Here is an 18,903-nt window from a genome sequence, read left to right as displayed (position 1 = left end):
GGCTGAGCTCTGCGCGGAGGACGAGGCCGACCACCTACTGCGGGTTGATCAGCTCAGCGTCAGCGCCGTGTCGTCGACGACGAAGCTGGTCTGCAGCGAGCTGTCCTCCGCGCCGGAGAAGCTGATCGAGACCGTCTGGCCCGCCAGCGACGACACGTTGAACGACTTCAGGACGTAGCCCGACGCCGCGTTGAGGTTGGAGTACGTCGCCAGCGTGGTCGAGCCCGCCTTCACGGTGAGCTTGTCGTACGCCGTCGACGTGGTCGTCTCCGCCGTGTCCACGTGCAGGTAGAACGACAGCGTCGCGCTGCACCCGGCCGGGATCGTCACCGACTGGCTGAGCGTGTCGGTGTGGGTGGTGCCGTACCCGTCCAGCCAGGCCTTCCAGGTGCCGGCGTGCGCCGGCTGGCCGGCGTCGGACGTGATCACGCCGGTGCTGGCGGTCCAGGAGGTCGCGCCGGACTCGAAGCCCGGGTTGAGCAGCTTCTGGCCCGAGCAGGAGCCACCACCGCTGCCGGAGACCGTGAAGGTGAACGTGGCCGAGCCGGTCGCGTTCGTGGAGTCCTTCGCGGTGACCGTGGCCGTGTAGGTGCCGGCCGTGGTGGGGGTGCCCGAGACGGTGCCCGTGGACGCGCCGATGGTGACGCCCGGCGGGAGGCCGGTCGCGGACCAGGTGTACGGCGAGGAGCCGCCCGAGGCGGTCACCGTGAACGACGAGATCGCCGTGCCGACCGTGCCGGACTTGCTGCCCGGGTTGGCCACCGTGACGCCGCCGGAGCTGGGCGTGCAGGTCGGGTCACCGGTCTGCGCCGGCACGGAGACGGCGTTCCACGCGGCCTTGACCGCGTTGAACTCCGTGCAGGTGGTGGTGCCGTACAGGTTCTTGGCCGCGGTGAGGGTCCAGGTGCGGTACTTCAGGTACGACGAGGTCGAGGTCTTCATCAGCATCGCGTTGTACATGATGGTGATGGCCTTCTGGATGCCGATGCCGGTGATCGACGTGCTGTTGCAGGTCGGGCTGGTCGGCTGGCCGTCCGTCGGGTTGGTGCCCTCGGCGAGCAGGTAGAACCAGTGGTTGCCGGGGCCGGCCGCGGCGTGGACCTCGTCGGTCGGCGTCGACGAGGTGTAGCAGTTCGAGTCGCCGGCCAGGGACGGGTTGTACATGTACCGGATCGGGCCGTTGCCGACCAGGTCGACCTCCTCACCGACGGTGTAGTCGGGCACGTCGGCCGGGTTGTTGGCGTACCACTCGGTCGCGGCGCCGAACGTGTCGGCGACGAACTCCTGGGTGCCGTTCCCCGAGATGCCGCCCGGGGTGTGGTCGTCCACACCGTGACCGAACTCGTGCGCGACGACGTCGATCGAGCCGATCCACTTGCTGCCGGTCTGCGTGTGACCGATCTGCACCTGGGTGCCGTCGTAGTAGGCGTTGACGTCCGCGAGGCCGACGCGGATCGGCACCCAGCCGCCCGAGCCGTCCATGCCGCTGCGGCCGAGCCAGCCGGACAGCATCTGGCGCTCCTTCTCGGCGCTGTAGAAGGCGTCCACGCAGCCGGTCTCCCGGTTGGTCGCGTCGCCGTTGCCCCACACGTCGTCGGTGCCGGTGAACGTCGCGTTCCCGGTCGCGTTCTGGCACTTCATCGTGGTGGCGTTCGGGTTGGTCATCGAGTACGACGTGCCCGAGCCGGACGTCGGGATCGTGACGGTGCCCTCCCAGGCGCCGTTGCCGGTGCCCTCGAGGACGTGCTCGACGCGGTCCAGCACCCGTCCGGAGAGAGCGTCCACGTAGACGCTGAGACGCGACGCCTCGCCGTTGCGCGACCCGACGACGGTGGTCTCCCACGCCAGCTTCGACGCCGCCCGCTGCAGCACGACCAGGCGGGAGGCGCCGTCGTACCGGCCCTGCCGGACCTGGCGCAGCGCCGTGTGCCGGGCGGCCGCCTTCGACACCGTCGGAGTGACGGTGGCGAGCGCCACCGGCCTGCTCTGGGCGACGCTGGTGTTCAGCAGCCGTCCGGCGGCGTCGGTGACGACCACGAAGTCGCCGCCGACGACGGGCAGGCCGCGGTAGGTGCGGTCGTAGGGCACGTACTGGATGCCGTGGGAGGAGACCACGGGGCGCGGCCGGAACGCGTCGTGTGCCGACGCCTTCAGGACCACCGGGGGCGAGGCGACGAGCTTGCGGGCCGTGTCGGCGGCCTGCTTCTTCGCCGAGCCGTGCGGATGGACGGACTTCACTGCTGGAGCACTCTTCGTGGCTGCTGCGTCGGCGCCGACCGGCACCGATACCACTGCCAACGCCGAGACGAGGGCTGCTGTGAAGCCCCCCGCGACGAGTCGTTTCACTGACACTCCTTGGGTACGGGCTCGTGGTGGAGCCCCCGATGAGATGGCTCGGACCAAGGAGGGTCGTGGTGTACCGTCCCGAGACACGAACCTCGCGAACTCTCGCCCCGGCGAGATCGTCGCGTCAACGGCACGGACCTGCGGAAATGTGCAGTGCGAAGACGTGCAGAAGCGGACCGTTTCCGCAGATCACCGGTTAGGACCGGATCGGGTCGAAGTCAGAGCCGCTCGATGATCGTCACGTTGGCCTGGCCCCCGCCCTCGCACATGGTCTGCAGGCCGTAGCGGCCGCCGGTGCGCTCGAGCTCGTTGAGCAGCGTGGTCATCAGCCGGGTCCCGGTCGCGCCGATCGGGTGGCCGAGCGCGATGCCGCCGCCGTTGACGTTGACCTTCTCGTGCGGGGCGCCGGTCTCGCGCATCCACGCGATCACGACCGACGCGAACGCCTCGTTGCACTCGAAGAGGTCGATGTCCTCGATCGCCAGCCCCGTCCGGTCGAGGGCGTGCTTGGTCGCGCGGATCGGACCGGTGAGCATCCAGACCGGGTCGTCGCCGCGCACCGAGAGGTGGTGGACGCGGGCCCGCGGCGTCAGGCCGTGCTCGCGCACCGCGGTCTCCGACGCGACCAGCATCGCGCTCGACGCGTCGCAGATCTGCGAGGCGACGGCGGCGGTGATCCGGCCGCCCGGAGCCAGGGGCTCGAGGCCGGCCATCTTCTCCATCGAGGTCTCGCGCGGGCACTGGTCGGTGTCGAAGCCCTGCCCGTCGGGCAGGACCACCGGCTCGATCTCGTTCTCGAACCGCCCCTCCGCGATCGCGGTCCGCGCCCGGTCGTGCGAGGCGAGTGCGAACGCCTCCATCTCCTCCCGGGAGATGTCCCACCTCTCGGCGATCAGCTCCGCGCTGCGGAACTGGCTCACCTCCTGGTCGCCGTACCGCTCCCGCCAGCCCGGCGACTCGGCGAACGGCGTCGAGAAGCCGTACTGCTGACCGACCAGCATCGCGGCCGAGATCGGGATCGCGCTCATGTTCTGGACTCCCCCGGCGATCACGAGGTCCTGGGTGCCGGACAGCACGCCCTGGGCGGCGAAGTGCACCGCCTGCTGGGACGAGCCGCACTGCCGGTCGATCGTCACCCCCGGCACGTGGTCGGGCAGGCCGGCGACCAGCCAGGCCGTCCGCGCGACGTCGCCGGCCTGCGAGCCGATGGTGTCGCAGCAGCCGAGGATCACGTCGTCGACGGCTCCCGGGTCGACGCCGGTACGCCGGACCAGGGCCGCGATCGTGTGCGCCGCCAGGTCGGCCGAGTGCACGCCGGCCAGCGCACCACCGCGCTTCCCGACGGGGGTGCGCACGGCGTCGACGATGTAGGCCTCGCTCATGAGTGGATCCCTTCCAGCAGTATCGAGAGGTACTGCTTCGCGATCTCGGTGTGCGTCCGCCGGCCGCCGGGGCGGTACCAGGAGACGGCCACCCAGACGGTGTCGCGGATGAACCGGTAGGTGAGCTCGACGTCGAGGTCGTCGCGCAGGACGCCCGCGTCGATGCCGTTGCGCAGCAGCGTCAGCCAGACCTCGCGGGACTGCCGGTTCCGGTCCGCGAGGTAGGAGAACCGGTCGAAGGTCAGCAGGTACGCCGCCTCGTTCTGGAAGATCGCGACCTCGTCGTGGTGCTGGTCGATGGCGTCGAAGGAGACCAGGACCGCCTGCTCCAGCTTCGCGAGCGGGTCGGCGTCGCTGGCGAGGATCTCGTCGTACTGCCCGAAGAGCTCCTCCTGGAAGGTCCGCAGGATCTCGTCGACCATCGACTCCTTGGAGTCGAAGTGGTGGTAGAGGCTGCCGGACAGGATCCCGGCGGCGTCGGCGATGTCGCGGACCGTGGTGTTCTTGAAGCCCTTGTCGGCGAACAGCCGGGCCGCGATCGCCAGCAGCTCGCCGCGCCGGTCGGCGGGGGCCCGGTCAGGCATGCTGGCTGCTCACGCTCACGACCTCACCGGTCAGGTACGACGAGTAGTCGCTCGCCAGGAACACCATCACGTTCGCGACCTCCCACGGCTCCGCCGCGCGCTTGAAGGCCTCGCGGTTCGTCAGCTCCTCGAGCAGCTCGTCGGAGGTGACCTTGGCGAGGAACGGGTGCATCGCCAGGCTGGGCGACACCGCGTTCACCCGGATGCCGTGCGGCGCCAGGTCCATGGCGGCACTGCGCGTCAGCGCCATCACGCCGGCCTTCGCGGCGGCGTAGTGCGCCTGACCTTCCTGCGCCCGCCAGCCGACCACCGAGGCGTTGTTGACGATCACGCCGGCCCGGCCCGCCGCGACCATCCGCTGCCCGGCCGCCCGGATGCAGCGGAAGGTGCCGGTCAGGGTGACGTCGAGGACCTTCGACCACTGCTCGTCGGTCATCTCCAGGATGCTCGCGGTCCCGCCGAGGCCGGCGTTGTTGATCAGCACGTCCGCGCCGCCCAGCTCGTCGGCGAGGTCGAGGAACGCCGCCACCTGCGCCTCGTCGGTCACGTCGCAGACCACCTGACGGACCCGCTCCGCGCCGAACTCGGCGGCCAGCGTCTCCTCGGCCTCCGCGAGCCGGCGCTCGTGGGTGTCGCCGAAGACCACGGCCTTCGCGCCCTCCTCGAGCACCCGTCGTACGACGGACGCCCCGATGCCCGCCCCGGCGCCGGCGGTCACGGCGACCACCTTGCCCGCGAGCAGGTCGTGGCCAGGGACGTACTGCGGTGCGGTCATCCGCGTGCCTCTCTGTCGGACGGGCTTCCCTTCGGCTCGCGGGGAAGGCCGAGCACGCGCTCGGCGAGGATGTTGCGCTGGACCTCGTCGCTACCGCCGTAGATCGTGTCGGCGAGCGAGAACAGGAACAGCCGCTGCCAACGATCCGGCTCGTACGGCGCACCCGCGACCAGCCCGCTGGGGCCGAGGACGTCCATGGCGGCCGCGCCCAGCTTCTTGTGCCAGTTCGCCCAGACCAGCTTGAAGATCGAGTCGCCGCCCGGCGCCTCGGAGGAGAGGCCGCGCAGCGCCTGGAAGCGCATCACCTCCAGCTCGACCCTCAGCGCGGCCAGCTGGTCACGGAGGACCGGGTCGTCGATCGCGCCGTTGCCCGTGGCCAGCTCGACGACGCCGTCGAGCTCGCGGGCGAACCCGACGACCTGCGCGAGCACCGAGACGCCGCGCTCGAAGCCGAGCAGCGCCATCGCGACCTGCCAGCCCTCGCCGGGCTCCCCGACGACCAGGTCGGCCGCGGTGCGGGCGCCGGTGAAGAAGACCTCGTTGAACTCCGACCCGCCGGTCAGCTGCTCGATCGGCCGGATCTCGACGCCGTCCTGGTCGAGCGGGACCAGCAGGAACGACAGCCCGCGGTGCCGCTCGCTTCCGGGCTCGGTGCGCGCGATGACGAACGCCCACTGGCTGACGTGCGCGTTGGACGTCCACACCTTCTGGCCGTCGATCACCCAGTGGTCGCCGTCCAGCCGCGCCCGGGTCTGCACGTTCGCCAGGTCGGAGCCGGCGTCCGGCTCGGAGTAGCCCTGCGCCCACAGCTCCTCGACCGCCACGATCTTCGGCAGGAACCGCGCCTTCTGCTCCTCGGTGCCGAACGCCATGAGCGTGGGGCCGAGCAGCTCCTCCCCCAGGTGGTTCACCCGCACCGGCGCGTCCGCCCGGGCGTACTCCTCGTGGAAGATCACCTGCTGGACCAGGCTCAGCCCGCGGCCGCCGTACTCCTCCGGCCAGCCGACGCAGGTCCAGCCGTGCTCGGCGAGCAGCCGGTTCCAGGCCACCCGCTCCTCGTGGGCCTCGTGGTCGCGACCGGCACCGCCGAGGCCGCGCAGCGCGGCCCACTCGCCGGTCAGGTGCTCCTCGAGCCAGCCCCGCACCTCGGCGCGGAAGGCCTGGTCGGCCTCGGAGTAGGTCAGGTCCACAGGTGCTACCCTACCAAGCAAATGCTTGGTTTGGAGACCCTGCCCGCCCTGCTCCGCGACGCCGCGGAGCGGTTCGGCGACCACCCGGCGTACGTCGAGGGTGGTCGCACCGTGTCGTACGCCGGGCTGCTGCGCCTGGTGGAGAGCACCGCCGCGGCGTACGACCTGGACCGCGGCGACCGGGTCGTGCTGTGGGGACCGAACAGCATCGACTGGGCGGTGGCCGCGCTCGCGGTCTCGTACGCGGGCGGCGTGCTCGTGCCCGTGAACTCGCGCTACGTCGGTCACGAGGTCGCGGACGTGGTCGAGCGCACCGCCGCCCGCGTGGTCGTCGTGCACGACGGCTTCCTGGGCCGCGACCAGGTCCGGGAGCTCGCCGACGCCGGTGTGTCCGAGCAGGTCATCGCGCTCCACGACGTCGTCTCCAGGGACGAGGTGCCGGCGGCGCCCGCGGACCTCTCGCCCGACGACGTGGCCGACATCCTCTTCACCTCCGGCACCACCGGCCGGTCCAAGGGCGCGATGAGTGCGCACCGCCAGACGATCGGCGTCGCGCGCGCCTGGGCGGAGCTCGGCGGCGTCCGCCAGGACGACCGCTACCTGGTGGTCAACCCGTTCTTCCACTCGTTCGGCTACAAGATCGGCATCGTCGTCGGCCTGCTCACCGGCGCGACGCTGTACCCGATGGCGACCTTCGACCTCGACGAGACCATGCGCCTGATCGAGGAGGAGCGGATCACCGTGCTCCCCGGGGCGCCGACGATCTTCACCTCGCTGCTCAACGCTCCGGGACGAGCCGAGCGCGACCTGTCGTCGCTGCGGCTCGCGGTCACCGGTGCGGCCGTCGTACCGGTCGTGCTGATCGAGCGGATGCGCGACGAGCTGCAGATCGACCAGGTGGTCACGGCGTTCGGGATGACTGAGGCCGTCGTCGTGACGATGTGCCGCGAGGGCGACTCCGCCGAGACGGTCGCGACCACCAACGGCCGCGCGATCCCCGGCATGGAGGTCCGGATCGCGGAGGAGAACGGCGAGCTCCTGGTGCGCGGCGAGTACGTCATGCTCGGCTACCTCGACGACCCCGAGGCCACCGCCGAGGCGATCGACGCGGACGGCTGGCTGCACACGGGCGACGTGGGCGTCCTCGACGAGGACGGCAACCTCGCAATCACCGACCGGCTCAAGGACATGTACATCTCGGGCGGCTTCAACGTCTACCCCGCCGAGGTCGAGCAGGCGCTGGCCCGGATGGACGGCGTCGCCGACGTCGCGGTCGTCGGCGTCCCCGACGAGCGGCTGGGCGAGGTCGGCAAGGCCTACGTCGTGGGCACGGTGGAGCCCGACGACGTCGTCGCCTTCGCGAAGGAGCGACTCGCGAACTTCAAGGTGCCGCGGTACGTCGAGCTCGTCGACGCGCTGCCGCGGAACCTGCCCGGCAAGGTCCTGAAGAACGAGCTGAGGAAGTAGATGAATCTCGACCTCTCCGAGAGCGAGCTCGCGTTCCGCGACGAAGCCCGCACCTGGCTGGCCGCGAACGTCCCCCCGGAGCCGCTGCCGTCGATGGACACCGCCGAGGGCTTCGCCGCCCACCAGGAGTGGGAGCGCCGGCTCGCCGACGCCCGCTGGTCGGTCGTCTCCTGGCCGCGGGAGTACCACGGCCGCGGGGCGTCGCTGGTCGAGTGGGTGCTGTTCGAGGAGGAGTACTACCGCGCCGGCAGCCCCGGACGCGTGAGCCAGAACGGCATCTTCCTGCTCTCCCCCATCCTCTTCGAGCACGGCACGAAGGAGCAGCAGGACCGGTTCCTGCCGTCGATGGCCACCGGCGAGCAGATCTGGGCGCAGTGCTGGTCGGAGCCCGAGGCCGGCTCCGACCTCGCGTCCCTCCGGTCGACCGCACGCCGCGACGACGAGCGCGGAGGCTGGGTGCTGAACGGCCAGAAGACCTGGTCGTCGCGCGCGACGTACGCGCACTGGGGGTTCGGGCTGTTCCGATCCGATCCGGAGGCGCAGCGCCACCACGGGCTCACCTACTTCCTGTTCCCGCTCGACGCCGACGGCGTGACCGTCCGCCCGATCGCGCAGCTGGACGGCGAGGCCGGCTTCGCGGAGGTGTTCTTCGAGGACGTCTTCGTGCCGGACGCCGACGTGCTCGGCGCACCGGGCGACGGCTGGCGGGTCGCGATGTCGACCGCCGGCAACGAGCGCGGCCTGTCGCTGCGCTCCCCCGGCCGGTTCTGCGCGGCCGCGGACCGGCTGGTGGACCTCCACCGGGAGCGTGGCGGCTTCGATGACGCCGTGGTCGACGCGTGGATCAAGGCCCAGGCCTACCGGCTCTACACGTGGGGCACGGTCACCAAGCTGCGGGACGGCGGACCCACCAGTGACGGAGTCGGCGCGGCCGGGTCGGTCAACAAGGTGTTCTGGTCCGAGCTCGACATCGCGCTGCACGAGACCGCGCTCGACATCCTCGGCCCGGAGGCAGAGGTCGAGTCGCGCTGGCTCGACGGCTACACGTTCGCGCTGTCCGGGCCGATCTACGCCGGCACCAACGAGATCCAGCGCAACATCGTGGCCGAGCGGATCCTCGGCCTTCCCCGGGAGGGGAGAGGATGAGGTTCGAGCTCGACGCCGACCAGCGCGACTTCGCCGCCGCCCTGGACTCGCTGCTCGCGTCGGCGGACACCGTCGCGGTCGCCCGGGCGTGGGCGGACGGTGACCACGGACCCGGCCTCGAGCTCTGGTCGCGGCTCGCGGACATGGGCGTCACCTCACTCGCGACCGAGGACACCCCGGTGGAGCTGTGCCTCGCGTTCGAGGCGCTCGGCCGGCACGCCGTACCCGGCCCGTGGGTCGAGTCGGTCGCCTACGTCGGAGCGGAGGACGGGATCCACACGGTCGCCCTCCCGCCGCACGTGCCCTACGCCCTGGACGCGGACATCGCCGACAATGTCACCGACCTCGGTGCCGCGCACGCCTCGATCGACCGCACGCGACACCTCTTCGAGGTCGCGGACCGGGCCGACGTCGACCAGGTGGCCTTCGACAGGGCCGTCCTCGCCGTCTCGGCCCAGCTGCTCGGCGCCGGCGAGCGGATCCTCACCGACTCCGTGGCCTACGTGAAGCAGCGCAAGCAGTTCGGCCGGGAGGTCGGGTCGTACCAGGCGATCAAGCACGCGCTCGCCGACGTCCGGATCGCCCTCGACTTCGCCCGGCCGCTGGTCTACGGCGCGGCCCTCGGGGAGATCACCCCGAGTGCGGCGAAGGTGGCCGCAGGCGACGCGGCCTACGGCTCCGCCCGCACGGGCCTGCAGGTGCACGGCGCGATCGGCTACAGCCAGGAGCTCGACCTCAGCATCTGGCTGACCAAGGTCCGCGCCCTGGTCACCGCGTGGGGCACGCCGGCGTACCACCGCGCCCGGGTGCTGGAAGGGCTGCGCTGATGGAGTTCGCGCTGTCGGAGGAGCAGCAGGAGCTGGCCGCGACGGTCCGGTCGCTGCTCGCGAAGCGCGCGGACCCCCGCGTCGAGCGGTACGACGCGGAGCTCTGGCGGACGCTGTGCGAGCAGATCGGGGTGGCGTCCCTGGCGATCCCCGAGGAGCACGGCGGCTTCGGGGCCTCGTCCTTCGAGACGTCCGTGGTCCTGGAAGAGCTCGGGCGCCACCTCGTACCCTCCCCGCTGTTGAGCTCGGTCGTCACGGCCGAGGCGCTGCTCGCCGGCGCGGACGACGACGCGAAGGCCCGGCTGCTCCCACGCATCGCCGCGGGCGAGGTCGCGGCGCTCGTCGACGGCGACGGCCCCACCCTGGACGGCGACCTCGCCTCGATCGTGGTGGCCGTGACCGACGACGGCCTGTTCGAGGTCGAGGGCCCCGAGACCGCCTGGGTGCCGACCATGGACCAGACGATCCGGCTCGCCACCGTCAGCGGCGGCACGAGGACCCGGATCGGCGACGGGCCGGCCGCGCGGGGGCGGGCCCGGCTCGTCGGCGCCGTCGGCTGCGCGGCGCTGGCCTCCGGGCTCGCGGCCCGCGCCCTGGAGATGACCGTCGCGTACTCGCGGGAGCGGGTGCAGTTCGGCCGGCCGATCGGCTCGTTCCAGGCGCTGAAGCACCGGATGGCCGACCTGCTGGTGCTTTCCGAGATGTCCCGCTCGGCGTCCTGGGCGGCGTCGTACGCCGTCGCCACCCACGCCGAGGACGCCGAGCAGCTCGCCCACGTCGCGAAGTCGTACTGCTGCGACGCCCTGTCGACGATCGCCGGCGAGACGATCCAGCTGCACGGCGGCATCGCGATCACCTGGGAGCACGACGCCCACCTGGTCTTCAAGCGCGCGCACGCGCTCGGCCGGCTGTTCGGGTCGTCCCGCGAGCACCGGGCGCTTGTGACACTCTGATCCCATGGGTCTGGAGCTCCCCCGCCCCGTGCGGGTCCTCGGTCCGGCCGACCTCGTCGGCGCCGACCCGACGCCGGGCATGGACCGGCAGCGCGCCTTCGAGCTGCCGCTGCTGTGGGCCGGTCAGGTCGAGACCGCCCCCGGCGTCACGTCCGGCTGGCACCACCACGACCGCAACGAGTCGAGCCTCTACATCGTGCGTGGGGTGCTGCGCTTCGAGTTCGAGGGGCACGAGGGCTACCTGGACGCCGTCGCCGGCGACTTCGTGCACGTGCCGGCCTGGACCGTGCACCGCGAGAGCAACCCGGCCGGCGAGCCCTCGCTGGCGGTCATCGCGCGGGTGGGCGGCGGCGTACCGACGGTGAACGTCGACCAGCCCCCGCCGCCGCACTGAGACGGGCGCGTCAAGGGCTGTTCCGGCTCTGTTGACCGGATGTGGGCGACTCGTTACCGATCGCTCTGGACCGTTGCCAGCAGTTCCAGCGGAATTCTCCTCCGTCACACCCGTCACTCCTACCGTCGGGACATGACGACCTTCATGTCCAACCCGACGGACCTCGACCTCCACCTCGAGCCGCTCTTCGACGGCGTCGGGGATCGTCAGGAGCCGGCCCCCACCACGGTGGCGAACCCGCGCCGGACGACCTGGACCGGCTACGCGAAGGACGCCGGGGACCGGCTGCCGTCGGTCTGAACGCACCTCGTAAAGTCGGGGTCATGCCCGCGGACGAGACCTTCGAGACCGAGACCACCGACGACACCGCCGCCGACGACTGGCCGACCTCGACCGCGAACCAGTCGCGCATCCGGATCTGACCCATCCGGATCAGACGGGCGCACCTCAGCGGGCGTTGATCGTCCGGTACTCGCCGCGGTAGAACAGCAGCGGGTCCCGCTCGCCGTCGTCGTCGGTGATCAGGTCGACGACCCGCCCGATCACGAGGTAGTGGTCGCCCGCCTCGTGTACGGCGTGGATCGTGCAGTCCACCTGCGCGAGCGCGCCCTCGAGCATCGGCGAGCCGGTCTCGGGCGACGGCGTCCACTTCACGTCGGCGAACTTGTCGGTGCCGCGACTGGCCATCGTGTTCGACAGCTCGGCCTGGTCGGCCGCGAGGAAGTTCACGCAGAACTTGCCGGAGCGCTGGATCAGCGGCCAGGCGCGCGACGACTTGGCCGGGATGAACACCACCAGCGGCGGCTCGAGGGAGACGCTCGAGAACGACTGGCAGGTGAGGCCGACCGGCTCGTGGTTCGACGTACCGGTCACGACCGTGACGCCCGACGCGAACCGGCCCAGCACGTCGCGGAACCGGCGTGCGGCGGCGACGTGCTCGGGGTCGTCGTGGACCGGGACGTCCTCACCCGGACGGAACTCGAAGTCGATGTCCTGGTCGCCGAGCCACGACGAGATCAGCTCCGGGCTCGGCCAGGTCTCCCGCGCGTCAGGGTTCATCCCCTCCGGTACCTCGGAGCTGGGGATCTCACGCCTGGGTTCCGGGCGCCGGGCTTCCGAGCTCATGAGGTCGATGGTCTCACTGCGTCGAAGCTCACTGGCCGCCGGCGCCGAAGTCGTGGCCCCAGTACGACACCGCCGTCGACTCCCGCGCCACCCAGCGCGCGTCGTCCACCGTCAGCCCGTCGGTCCCGAACTCGACGTCGAAGCCGCCGGGCGACTTCACGTAGAACGAGATCATCTCGTCGTTCATGTGCCGGCCCAGCGTGGCCGACAGCGGCGCCTGGTGCTTGCGCACCCGCTCCAGGGCGCGGCCCACGTGGTCGAGCTCGTCGACCTCGAGCATGATGTGCACGCACTTGGCCGGGTTGGGCATCGGGAGGAACGCCAGCGAGTGGTGCCGCGGGTTCACGCCGAGGAAGCGCAGCCAGACCTTCGAGCCCGGCTCCTTCCCGACGAACTCCCCCGGCATGCTCATCGAGTCGCGGAGCCGGAAGCCGAGCACGTCGGCGTAGAACCGCAGGGCCTCCACGTCGTCGGTCACCGGCAGCACGATGTGGCCCATGCCCTGGTCGCCGGTGACGAACCTCGCGGCGTACGGCGTGACCAGCGGCCGCGACTCGTAGGTGATGCCGTGGAACAGCTCGAAGACGTTGTCGAACGGGTCGGTGAACCGGACCAGCTCCTGCACGCGCCGCTCGTCGAGCTCGTCGCGGCTGCCCTCCTCGAAGTCGACCCCCGCCTTCTGCAGGTGCTCGCGCGCCTCCTGCAGCGCCCGGTGGTCGGCCACCTCCCAGCCGACGCAGGACAGCTGGTCGACGTCGGACGGGAACACGACGAGCCGGGCGGAGACCTCGTCGATCCGCCAGTACTGGTGGTCCGGGTGCGGGCCGCGGCCCTTGGCCAGGCCGAGCACCTTGCCCGCGAAGGTCTCCCACTGCTCGAGGTCGGTGCTGGCCACCCGGACGTAGCCCATGGACTTGATGTCGATGGTCATGAGCGCTCCTCCCTGCTCTTCTCGACGTGTCGCGCGAGGAACGACGTGGCGACCTCGGCGAACTCGTCGGCGGCCTCGATCTGCGCCCAGTGCCCGCAGTTGGGGAACACGTGCAGCCGGGCCTTCGGGATCAGCTTGAGGGCGGTGAACGCGCCGTCGAGCGGGTTGACCCGGTCCTCGCGGCCCCAGGTCAGCAGGGTGTGCTTGCGCAGGCGGTGCGCCTCGCGCCAGAGCATGCCGTCCTCGGCGGTCTCCGGGTTCCAGAACGACATGCCCATCGAGCGCATCGCCTCCTGAGCGCCGGGGGCGGTCGCGTCCGCGAACCGCTCCTCGACCAGCTCGTCGGTGACCAGGTCCTGGTTGACGACCATCGTCGAGATGAAGGCCCGGAGGTTCTCGCGGGTCGGCTCGGCGCCGAACGCCATCAGCCGCTGCACGCCCTCGGTCGGGTCGGCGTGGAACAGGTTGAGCGACAGCCCGCCCGGGCCCATCAGCACCAGCCGGCCGACGCGGTCGGGGTAGGTGAGCGCCAGCCGCATCGCCGTACCGCCGCCCAGGCTGTTGCCGAGCAGGTGCACGCGGTCGATGCCGAGCTCGTCGAGCAGCGCCACCACGTGGTCGGCCGCGTGCCGGTAGTAGTTGCCGACGACCGGCGGCTTGTCGGAGCCGCCGAAGCCGGGCTGGTCCACGAGCAGGGTCCGGAACGACGCGGCGAACCTCGGCAGCGCACTGCCGAAGTTCGACCACGCCGATGCTCCCGGCCCACCGCCGTGCAGCATGACGAGCGGCAGTCCGCCGCCCGGGTCGGTCGCCTCTGTCGTCGAGGGGCCGGCCTCGTAGTAGGTGAGGGTGATGTCCTTGGCCTTGGCGGACCGCTGGACGGAGTCCTTGGTGATCGTCACTCAGTACATCCCCGGGTCGATCTTGTGCCCGAACTCGTGGGCGCCGTACATCTGCAGCGCCCGCTCGGGGTCGTTGGCGGCGTGCACCCGGCCCGCGTGCGCGTCCCGCCAGGCCCGCTGCAGGTAGCTGCCGGTCGCGAGCGCGCGGCCGCCGGACGCCTCGAAGAGCGAGTCGATGGCGTCGATCGCGCGCTGGGTGCCGAGCACCTGGTCGCGGCGGACCTTGAGCCGCAGCTGGAGCGGGATCTTCTCGCCGCGCACGATGCAGGCCTGCTCCTCGCGGATGTTGTTGACCAGCAGCGCCCAGGCGGCGTCGATCTCCGAGGACGCCTTCGCGATCCGCACCGCGGCGAACGGGTCCAGGGAGGCCTTCTCGCCGAGGTACGCCGCGCGCACGCGCTTCTGCTGCATCTCGACGTGCTCGGCGTACGCGCCCATCGCCATGCCGATGATCGGCGTGGTGATGGTGCCGGTGAAGATCGAGTGGAACGGCAGCTTGTAGAGGTCGGAGGTGTTCTGCTCCTGACCGGGACCGTAGCAGCGGCCGGTGTCGCTCATCGACAGCGTGAACGCCTCGGGCACGAACACGTCCTCGACCACGATGTCGTTCGAGCCCGTCCCGGCCAGCCCGACGACGTTCCAGACGTCGACGATCGTGTAGCTCTCCCGGGGCACCATGAACGTCTTGAAGTCGACGACGTTGCCCTCCCCGTTGAACACCAGGCCGCCGAGCAGCACCCAGCCGCAGTGGTCGCAGCCGGACGAGAAGCTCCACTTGCCGGACAGCGTGTAGCCGCCGTCGGTCAGCACCGCCTTGCCGGTCGGGGCGTACGACGAGCTCAGCCGGGTCGTCGTGTCGGCACCCCACACGGCCTGCTGCGCCTCGTCGGCGAACAGCGCGACCTGCCAGGGGTGCACGCCGACCACGCTGGACACCCAGCCGGTCGAGCCGCACGCGCTCGCGATGTCGCGGACGGCGGTGTAGAAGTCGACGGGGTCGGCCTCGTAGCCGTCGAAGCGGCGCGGCTGGAGCAGCCGGAAGAACCCGACCTCCTCCAGCTCCTTGATCGAGGCCTCGGGAACCACGCGAAGTCGCTCGGCCTCGTCGGCCCGCTCCCGGATCCCGGGAAGCAGGTCACGGACGCCGTCGAGAACAGCCTGGGACATCGCATCTCCTGTCACGTGTACGGACAGTCAGCAATACTAGAACACGTTCTCGTTTTGGACCAGGCGGATCGCCCACGGCCGGCGTGACCCTTGGCTAGCCTCGGACGGTGACCATCGATCTGACCGGCCGATCCGCCCTCGTCACCGGCGCCGGCTCCGGGATCGGCCGCGCCGTCGCGGTGGTCCTGGCCCGGTACGGCGCGCGCGTCGCCGTCGCCGGACGGCGCGCCGACGCCCTCGAGGAGACCGCCCGGCTGGTGCGCGACGCGGGCGGCGAGGCGCTCGCCGTACCCACGGACGTGAGCGTCGAGGCGGACGTGGAGCGACTGGTCGACGCGACCGTGGCGGCCTTCGGCGGGCTCGACCTGGCCTGCAACAACGCCGCGATCGTCGGCCCCGAGGGCGCGATCACGGACCTGACCGCCGCGGACTTCGACCTGACGATGGGCACCAACCTGCGCGGCGCCTTCCTGTGCCTCAAGCACGAGCTCGCCGCCATGGCCGACGGCGCGGCGGTCGTGAACGTCAGCTCCGCGAACGCCACGCTGCCCGAGCGCGGCGCTGCGCTGTACTGCACCAGCAAGGCCGGCCTCGACATGCTCACCCAGGTCGCGGCGCTGGAGAACGCGGACCGCGGCATCCGGGTGAACTCGATCCGGCCCGGCTTCGTGGTGACGCCCATGCACGACGGCGTGCTGGAGTCGATCGGCGGCGCCACGCCCGAGAACGTGGCGATGATCGAGGGCATGGTGCCGCTGCGCCGGCGCGCCGACCCCGAGGAGATCGCCGAGGCGGTCGCCTGGCTGTGCTCGGACGACGCCCGCTACGTCACCGGGTCCATGCTCACCGTCGACGGCGGGATCTCGATCTCACCGGGCGGCTGACACGCTGTCCAGGTGGAGGTCCTGCCCGACATCGTCGCGCCCGAGCCGGTCATCGTCTTCTGCGGACTGGCGGGCGCGGAGAGCACCAAGCTCCGCGACCACTACTACGAGACGCCCGGCAACAGCTTCTGGGAGTCGCTGCACCGCAGCGGCCTCTCCCCCCGGCGGCTCCGGCCGGACGAGGACCGCCTGGTCGCCGACCTCGGCCTCGGGCTCACCGACCTGGTCGGCCACTGGGACCCGCGCTGGGTGGAGATCGACGCGCTGGTCGAGAAGCTCGAGCGGTGGCAGCCGGACTGGCTGGCGTTCACCAGCAAGGCCGTCGCCCACGAGGCGGCTCGAGCCCTCGGCGTCCGCCGTCCCGGGCTCGGACCGGCCGACTGGTACCTCGGCCCGGCCCAGGTCTTCGTCCTCCCCGGCGTCAGCGGCGCCAACCAGCGCAAGGACTACGACGGCCGGCCGAACCGGCTCTCGTGGTGGCGCGACCTGGCGGCGCTCGCCCGCTGACCGCGCGCGCCCAGGTGTCGTCACCCGGGCGCCCGGGCGTCGTTGAAGGCCCGTGCACCGACTCGCCCTCGCCGCGCTCACGCTCGTTCTCGGCCTCACCGTCGGCCTCGCTCCCCAACCCGCCCCCGCGTCGGCCCCGGGCGGGCCGGACCTGCGGGCGGCGACGAGCTGCCCGCCGCGAGCTGAGCTGCGAGCCGCCCGGGGTGTCGTGCTGCTGGTCGCCGGCACCGGCTCGACCCCCGACGAGACCTGGTCGTGGAGCTACGAGCCCGCGCTGCGGGCCGACGGCTTCGCCACCTGCACGGTCGAGCTGCCGGACCACGCGCTGGGCAGCTTCACCGAGGCCGCACCGTACGTCGTCGCGGCGATCCGCACCGCAGCGCGGCGCGCCGGCGGGCCGATCGCCGTCGTCGGGCACAGCCAGGGCGGCGCCCTGCCGGTCTGGGCGGTGAAGTACTGGCCCGGCCTCGCCGGCCGGGTGACCGACGTGGTCAGCCTGGCCGGGCCGTTCGGCGGCACCGCGCTCGGCAACGAGCTGTGCGCTCCCGGCCGCTGCGCCCCGCTCGCCTGGCAGCTGCGTCAGGGGGCGAACACGGTCGCCGCGTTGCGCGCCGCTCCCCTGCCGGCCGGCGTCGCGGTGACCTCGATCGCCTCACGGTACGACGAGATCGTCCGGCCGCAGCCGGCCGCGAGCCAGCTCGACGGCGCGACGAACATCCTGCTCCAGGACGTGTGCGCCCCGGATCCCTCGGAGCACGGGGTGATCCTCGGCGACCCGGTCGCCTACGCTCTCGCGCTCGACGCGCTCACCCACCGCGGTCCGGCGGATCCCGCGCGGCTCCCCGCCGACACCTGCTCGCAGACGTTCATCCCGCACGGCGACCTCGCCGGGTCGCCGGTGTTCCTCCAGGCCGTAGCGCGCTTCGCCACCGGTCTCGCCGACCCGACCCGCTGGGTCGACCAGGAGCCGCCGCTGCCGGCGTACGCGCGCTGAGTCACTCCTCGGACGTCAGCGCCTGTCGTAGGGCAGGCGGCCATGCCGAACGGCGACCCGGTCCGCACGTCCCAGCGGCCCGCCGACCGCAGCTGGCGCGAGCGTCACGTCGTACCTGGGCTCGTACAGCACGCCGTCGAGCCTCACGCGGCCCACGCAGTCGCCATCGGTCTCGTCGGCCGCGGTGCATCCCGGCAGCACTGCGCAGACGGCCACCGCGATCGCGACCGGGCCGAGCCGGCTGCGCGCCCGAGCTCGTGGGCCAGGCTTGTCACTGAGCATGGGTCGGATCGTGCCTCGCCCGTCGATCGACTGCTCCTCACGTCCGCCTGGTGAAGCGGACGCTGCCGTCGGGCATCCGGTCGGTGCGGTGGCGGGTGTCGTGGGCGCGGTGGTGGTGGAAGGAGCAGAGCAGGACGCCGTCGGCGAGGTCGGTGTGGCCGCCGTGGGCCCAGGGGTGGCCGGCGTGGTGGGCTTCGCACCAGGGGGCGGGGATGTCGCAGCCGTCGGCGGCACAGACCGGGTAGCGCACGGCGAGGGCTTTGCGTTGGGCGGGTGAGAACAGCCGCCGGGCGCGGCCGAGGTCGAGGACGGTGCTCTTCCCGTCGAGGACCGCGGGCAGGATCGAGGCGGTGCAGGCCAGCCGGCGGGCCTGGGCGGCGGTGATGGGCTCGTCGGCCAGGTGGGCGACGCCGAGCTGGTTGCGGAGCTGGTCGAGGCCGACGGTGATGATCACGGTGGTGGCGTCGCCGCCGTGCAGCGGCAGCCGCTGCGGGTCGATCGCTTCGAGGAACGCGGCGAACGCGGCCCCGAGGCGCTGGTCGTAGGGGCGGCGGTCCTCGACCGGCCCGGCACTCTCCCGCCTGGCGCCCTGGGCGCTTTCGTGGCGGGGTGCGGTGTAGGCGTGCAGGTAGGCCAGGAACCGGTCCGCGGTGGCGTGGTCGGTGCGGATGTGCAGGTCGGTGGTGCCGTCGCCGCGGCGCCGGACCCGGACGAACACGTTGTCCGCGGCGTGGGCCTCCTCCTGGGCCAGCAGCCGTCCCTCGATGTCCTCGGCGACCTGGGGGGCGACGACCTCGAGGACCCGGCGGCCCAGGATCCGCAGCTGCCGGGGCCCGAACCGGCCGGCCTCGGTCACCAGCCGCTCCTCGGCCGCCACCCGGGTCTGGTCGTCCACCTCGGCCGGGAGCGCGTCCACGGCGCGGACCACCACCTCGGCCTGCGCGACGTTGACGCCGCCGGCCCGCAGCGCGCCCCCGACGGCCGGATGCTGGGCCAGGGCCCGGCCGAGCCGCAGCCGGCGGCGGCACTCGCCGCGGTCGCGGCGGC

General features: G+C 72.0%; 20 protein-coding genes. 9 read left to right on the top strand and 11 right to left on the bottom strand.

Going from position 1 to position 18,903, the window contains the following annotated elements:
- Nucleotides 1–48 precede the first annotated feature (48 nt).
- From ABD086_RS10180 to ABD086_RS10160, 5 genes are all read right to left on the bottom strand, one after another.
- Nucleotides 49–2,238: a M4 family metallopeptidase gene (locus tag ABD086_RS10180; RefSeq protein ID WP_343907406.1), complete on the bottom strand. Its 2,190-nt coding sequence runs from the start codon at nucleotides 2,236–2,238 to the stop codon at nucleotides 49–51.
- A 326-nt stretch (nucleotides 2,239–2,564) separates the two neighbouring features.
- On the bottom strand, nucleotides 2,565–3,728 hold the full coding sequence (locus tag ABD086_RS10175; RefSeq protein WP_343907405.1) for an acetyl-CoA C-acetyltransferase: 1,164 nt from the start codon (nucleotides 3,726–3,728) through the stop codon (nucleotides 2,565–2,567).
- Complete coding sequence (locus ABD086_RS10170; RefSeq protein WP_343907404.1) at nucleotides 3,725–4,312, bottom strand: TetR/AcrR family transcriptional regulator; 588 nt, start codon at nucleotides 4,310–4,312, stop codon at nucleotides 3,725–3,727. Before ABD086_RS10170 ends, ABD086_RS10175 begins: the two co-directional genes overlap by 4 nt.
- Nucleotides 4,305–5,087, bottom strand: a complete 783-nt coding sequence (locus tag ABD086_RS10165; RefSeq protein ID WP_343907403.1) for an SDR family oxidoreductase — start codon at nucleotides 5,085–5,087, stop codon at nucleotides 4,305–4,307. Before ABD086_RS10165 ends, ABD086_RS10170 begins: the two co-directional genes overlap by 8 nt.
- The gene (locus ABD086_RS10160; RefSeq protein ID WP_343907402.1) at nucleotides 5,084–6,277 is read right to left on the bottom strand and encodes an acyl-CoA dehydrogenase family protein; all 1,194 of its coding nucleotides are present in this window, start codon (nucleotides 6,275–6,277) and stop codon (nucleotides 5,084–5,086) included. The genes ABD086_RS10165 and ABD086_RS10160 overlap by 4 nt, the downstream gene beginning before the upstream one ends.
- 21 nt (nucleotides 6,278–6,298) lie before the next feature.
- Here ABD086_RS10160 and ABD086_RS10155 point away from each other — a divergent pair, with 21 nt between their 5' ends.
- The 6 genes from ABD086_RS10155 to ABD086_RS10130 all read left to right on the top strand — a co-directional run bounded on the left by ABD086_RS10155 (nucleotide 6,299) and on the right by ABD086_RS10130 (nucleotide 11,364).
- Nucleotides 6,299–7,744, top strand: a complete 1,446-nt coding sequence (locus ABD086_RS10155) for a FadD3 family acyl-CoA ligase (RefSeq protein ID WP_343907401.1) — start codon at nucleotides 6,299–6,301, stop codon at nucleotides 7,742–7,744.
- Entirely contained in the window at nucleotides 7,745–8,890 is a 1,146-nt protein-coding gene (locus ABD086_RS10150; RefSeq protein WP_343907400.1) for an acyl-CoA dehydrogenase family protein, read from the top strand.
- The gene (locus tag ABD086_RS10145; RefSeq protein ID WP_343907399.1) at nucleotides 8,887–9,717 is read left to right on the top strand and encodes an acyl-CoA dehydrogenase family protein; all 831 of its coding nucleotides are present in this window, start codon (nucleotides 8,887–8,889) and stop codon (nucleotides 9,715–9,717) included. The genes ABD086_RS10150 and ABD086_RS10145 overlap by 4 nt, the downstream gene beginning before the upstream one ends.
- Nucleotides 9,717–10,670: an acyl-CoA dehydrogenase family protein gene (locus ABD086_RS10140; RefSeq protein WP_343907398.1), complete on the top strand. Its 954-nt coding sequence runs from the start codon at nucleotides 9,717–9,719 to the stop codon at nucleotides 10,668–10,670. Before ABD086_RS10145 ends, ABD086_RS10140 begins: the two co-directional genes overlap by 1 nt.
- Nucleotides 10,671–10,674: 4 nt before the next feature.
- The gene (locus ABD086_RS10135; protein ID WP_343907397.1) at nucleotides 10,675–11,064 is read left to right on the top strand and encodes a cupin domain-containing protein; all 390 of its coding nucleotides are present in this window, start codon (nucleotides 10,675–10,677) and stop codon (nucleotides 11,062–11,064) included.
- A gap of 132 nt (nucleotides 11,065–11,196) precedes the next feature.
- Complete coding sequence (locus ABD086_RS10130; protein WP_343907396.1) at nucleotides 11,197–11,364, top strand: hypothetical protein; 168 nt, start codon at nucleotides 11,197–11,199, stop codon at nucleotides 11,362–11,364.
- A gap of 147 nt (nucleotides 11,365–11,511) precedes the next feature.
- Here ABD086_RS10130 and ABD086_RS10125 read toward each other — a convergent pair whose 3' ends face one another.
- The 4 genes from ABD086_RS10125 to hsaA form a co-directional block, all read right to left on the bottom strand.
- Nucleotides 11,512–12,123: a flavin reductase family protein gene (locus ABD086_RS10125; RefSeq protein ID WP_343907395.1), complete on the bottom strand. Its 612-nt coding sequence runs from the start codon at nucleotides 12,121–12,123 to the stop codon at nucleotides 11,512–11,514.
- A 94-nt stretch (nucleotides 12,124–12,217) separates the two neighbouring features.
- Nucleotides 12,218–13,120: an iron-dependent extradiol dioxygenase HsaC gene (gene hsaC / locus ABD086_RS10120; protein WP_343907394.1), complete on the bottom strand. Its 903-nt coding sequence runs from the start codon at nucleotides 13,118–13,120 to the stop codon at nucleotides 12,218–12,220.
- Entirely contained in the window at nucleotides 13,117–14,022 is a 906-nt protein-coding gene (gene hsaD / locus ABD086_RS10115) for a 4,5:9,10-diseco-3-hydroxy-5,9,17-trioxoandrosta-1(10),2-diene-4-oate hydrolase (RefSeq protein ID WP_343907393.1), read from the bottom strand. The genes hsaC and hsaD overlap by 4 nt, the downstream gene beginning before the upstream one ends.
- The gene (hsaA, locus tag ABD086_RS10110) at nucleotides 14,023–15,189 is read right to left on the bottom strand and encodes a 3-hydroxy-9,10-secoandrosta-1,3,5(10)-triene-9,17-dione monooxygenase oxygenase subunit (RefSeq protein ID WP_343907392.1); all 1,167 of its coding nucleotides are present in this window, start codon (nucleotides 15,187–15,189) and stop codon (nucleotides 14,023–14,025) included.
- A 107-nt stretch (nucleotides 15,190–15,296) separates the two neighbouring features.
- On the opposite strand from hsaA, the gene ABD086_RS10105 reads away from it, so the two are divergent.
- The 3 genes from ABD086_RS10105 to ABD086_RS10095 are packed head-to-tail and all read left to right on the top strand — an operon-like array spanning nucleotide 15,297 to nucleotide 17,574.
- Nucleotides 15,297–16,073 (top strand): SDR family NAD(P)-dependent oxidoreductase, encoded by a 777-nt coding sequence (locus tag ABD086_RS10105; protein WP_343907391.1) that lies wholly within the window; start codon nucleotides 15,297–15,299, stop codon nucleotides 16,071–16,073.
- Nucleotides 16,074–16,085: 12 nt separating this feature from the next.
- Nucleotides 16,086–16,580: a mismatch-specific DNA-glycosylase gene (locus ABD086_RS10100; protein ID WP_343907390.1), complete on the top strand. Its 495-nt coding sequence runs from the start codon at nucleotides 16,086–16,088 to the stop codon at nucleotides 16,578–16,580.
- A gap of 52 nt (nucleotides 16,581–16,632) precedes the next feature.
- A complete protein-coding gene (locus ABD086_RS10095) occupies nucleotides 16,633–17,574 on the top strand; it encodes an esterase/lipase family protein (protein WP_343907389.1) in 942 nt (313 codons plus the stop codon).
- Between the two features lie 15 nt (nucleotides 17,575–17,589).
- On the opposite strand, the gene ABD086_RS10090 is transcribed toward ABD086_RS10095, so the two are convergent.
- Both ABD086_RS10090 and ABD086_RS10085 read right to left on the bottom strand, forming a co-directional pair.
- On the bottom strand, nucleotides 17,590–17,856 hold the full coding sequence (locus ABD086_RS10090; RefSeq protein WP_343907388.1) for a hypothetical protein: 267 nt from the start codon (nucleotides 17,854–17,856) through the stop codon (nucleotides 17,590–17,592).
- 37 nt (nucleotides 17,857–17,893) lie between these two features.
- A partial coding sequence (locus ABD086_RS10085) for an HNH endonuclease signature motif containing protein (RefSeq protein ID WP_343907387.1) occupies nucleotides 17,894–18,903 on the bottom strand: 1,010 nt, incomplete at its 5' end.

The sequence above is a fragment of the Nocardioides aquiterrae genome (assembly GCF_039526625.1).
In the GTDB taxonomy this organism is placed as follows: domain Bacteria; phylum Actinomycetota; class Actinomycetes; order Propionibacteriales; family Nocardioidaceae; genus Nocardioides; species Nocardioides aquiterrae.
This window is presented reverse-complemented; position numbering and strand designations above follow the sequence as displayed.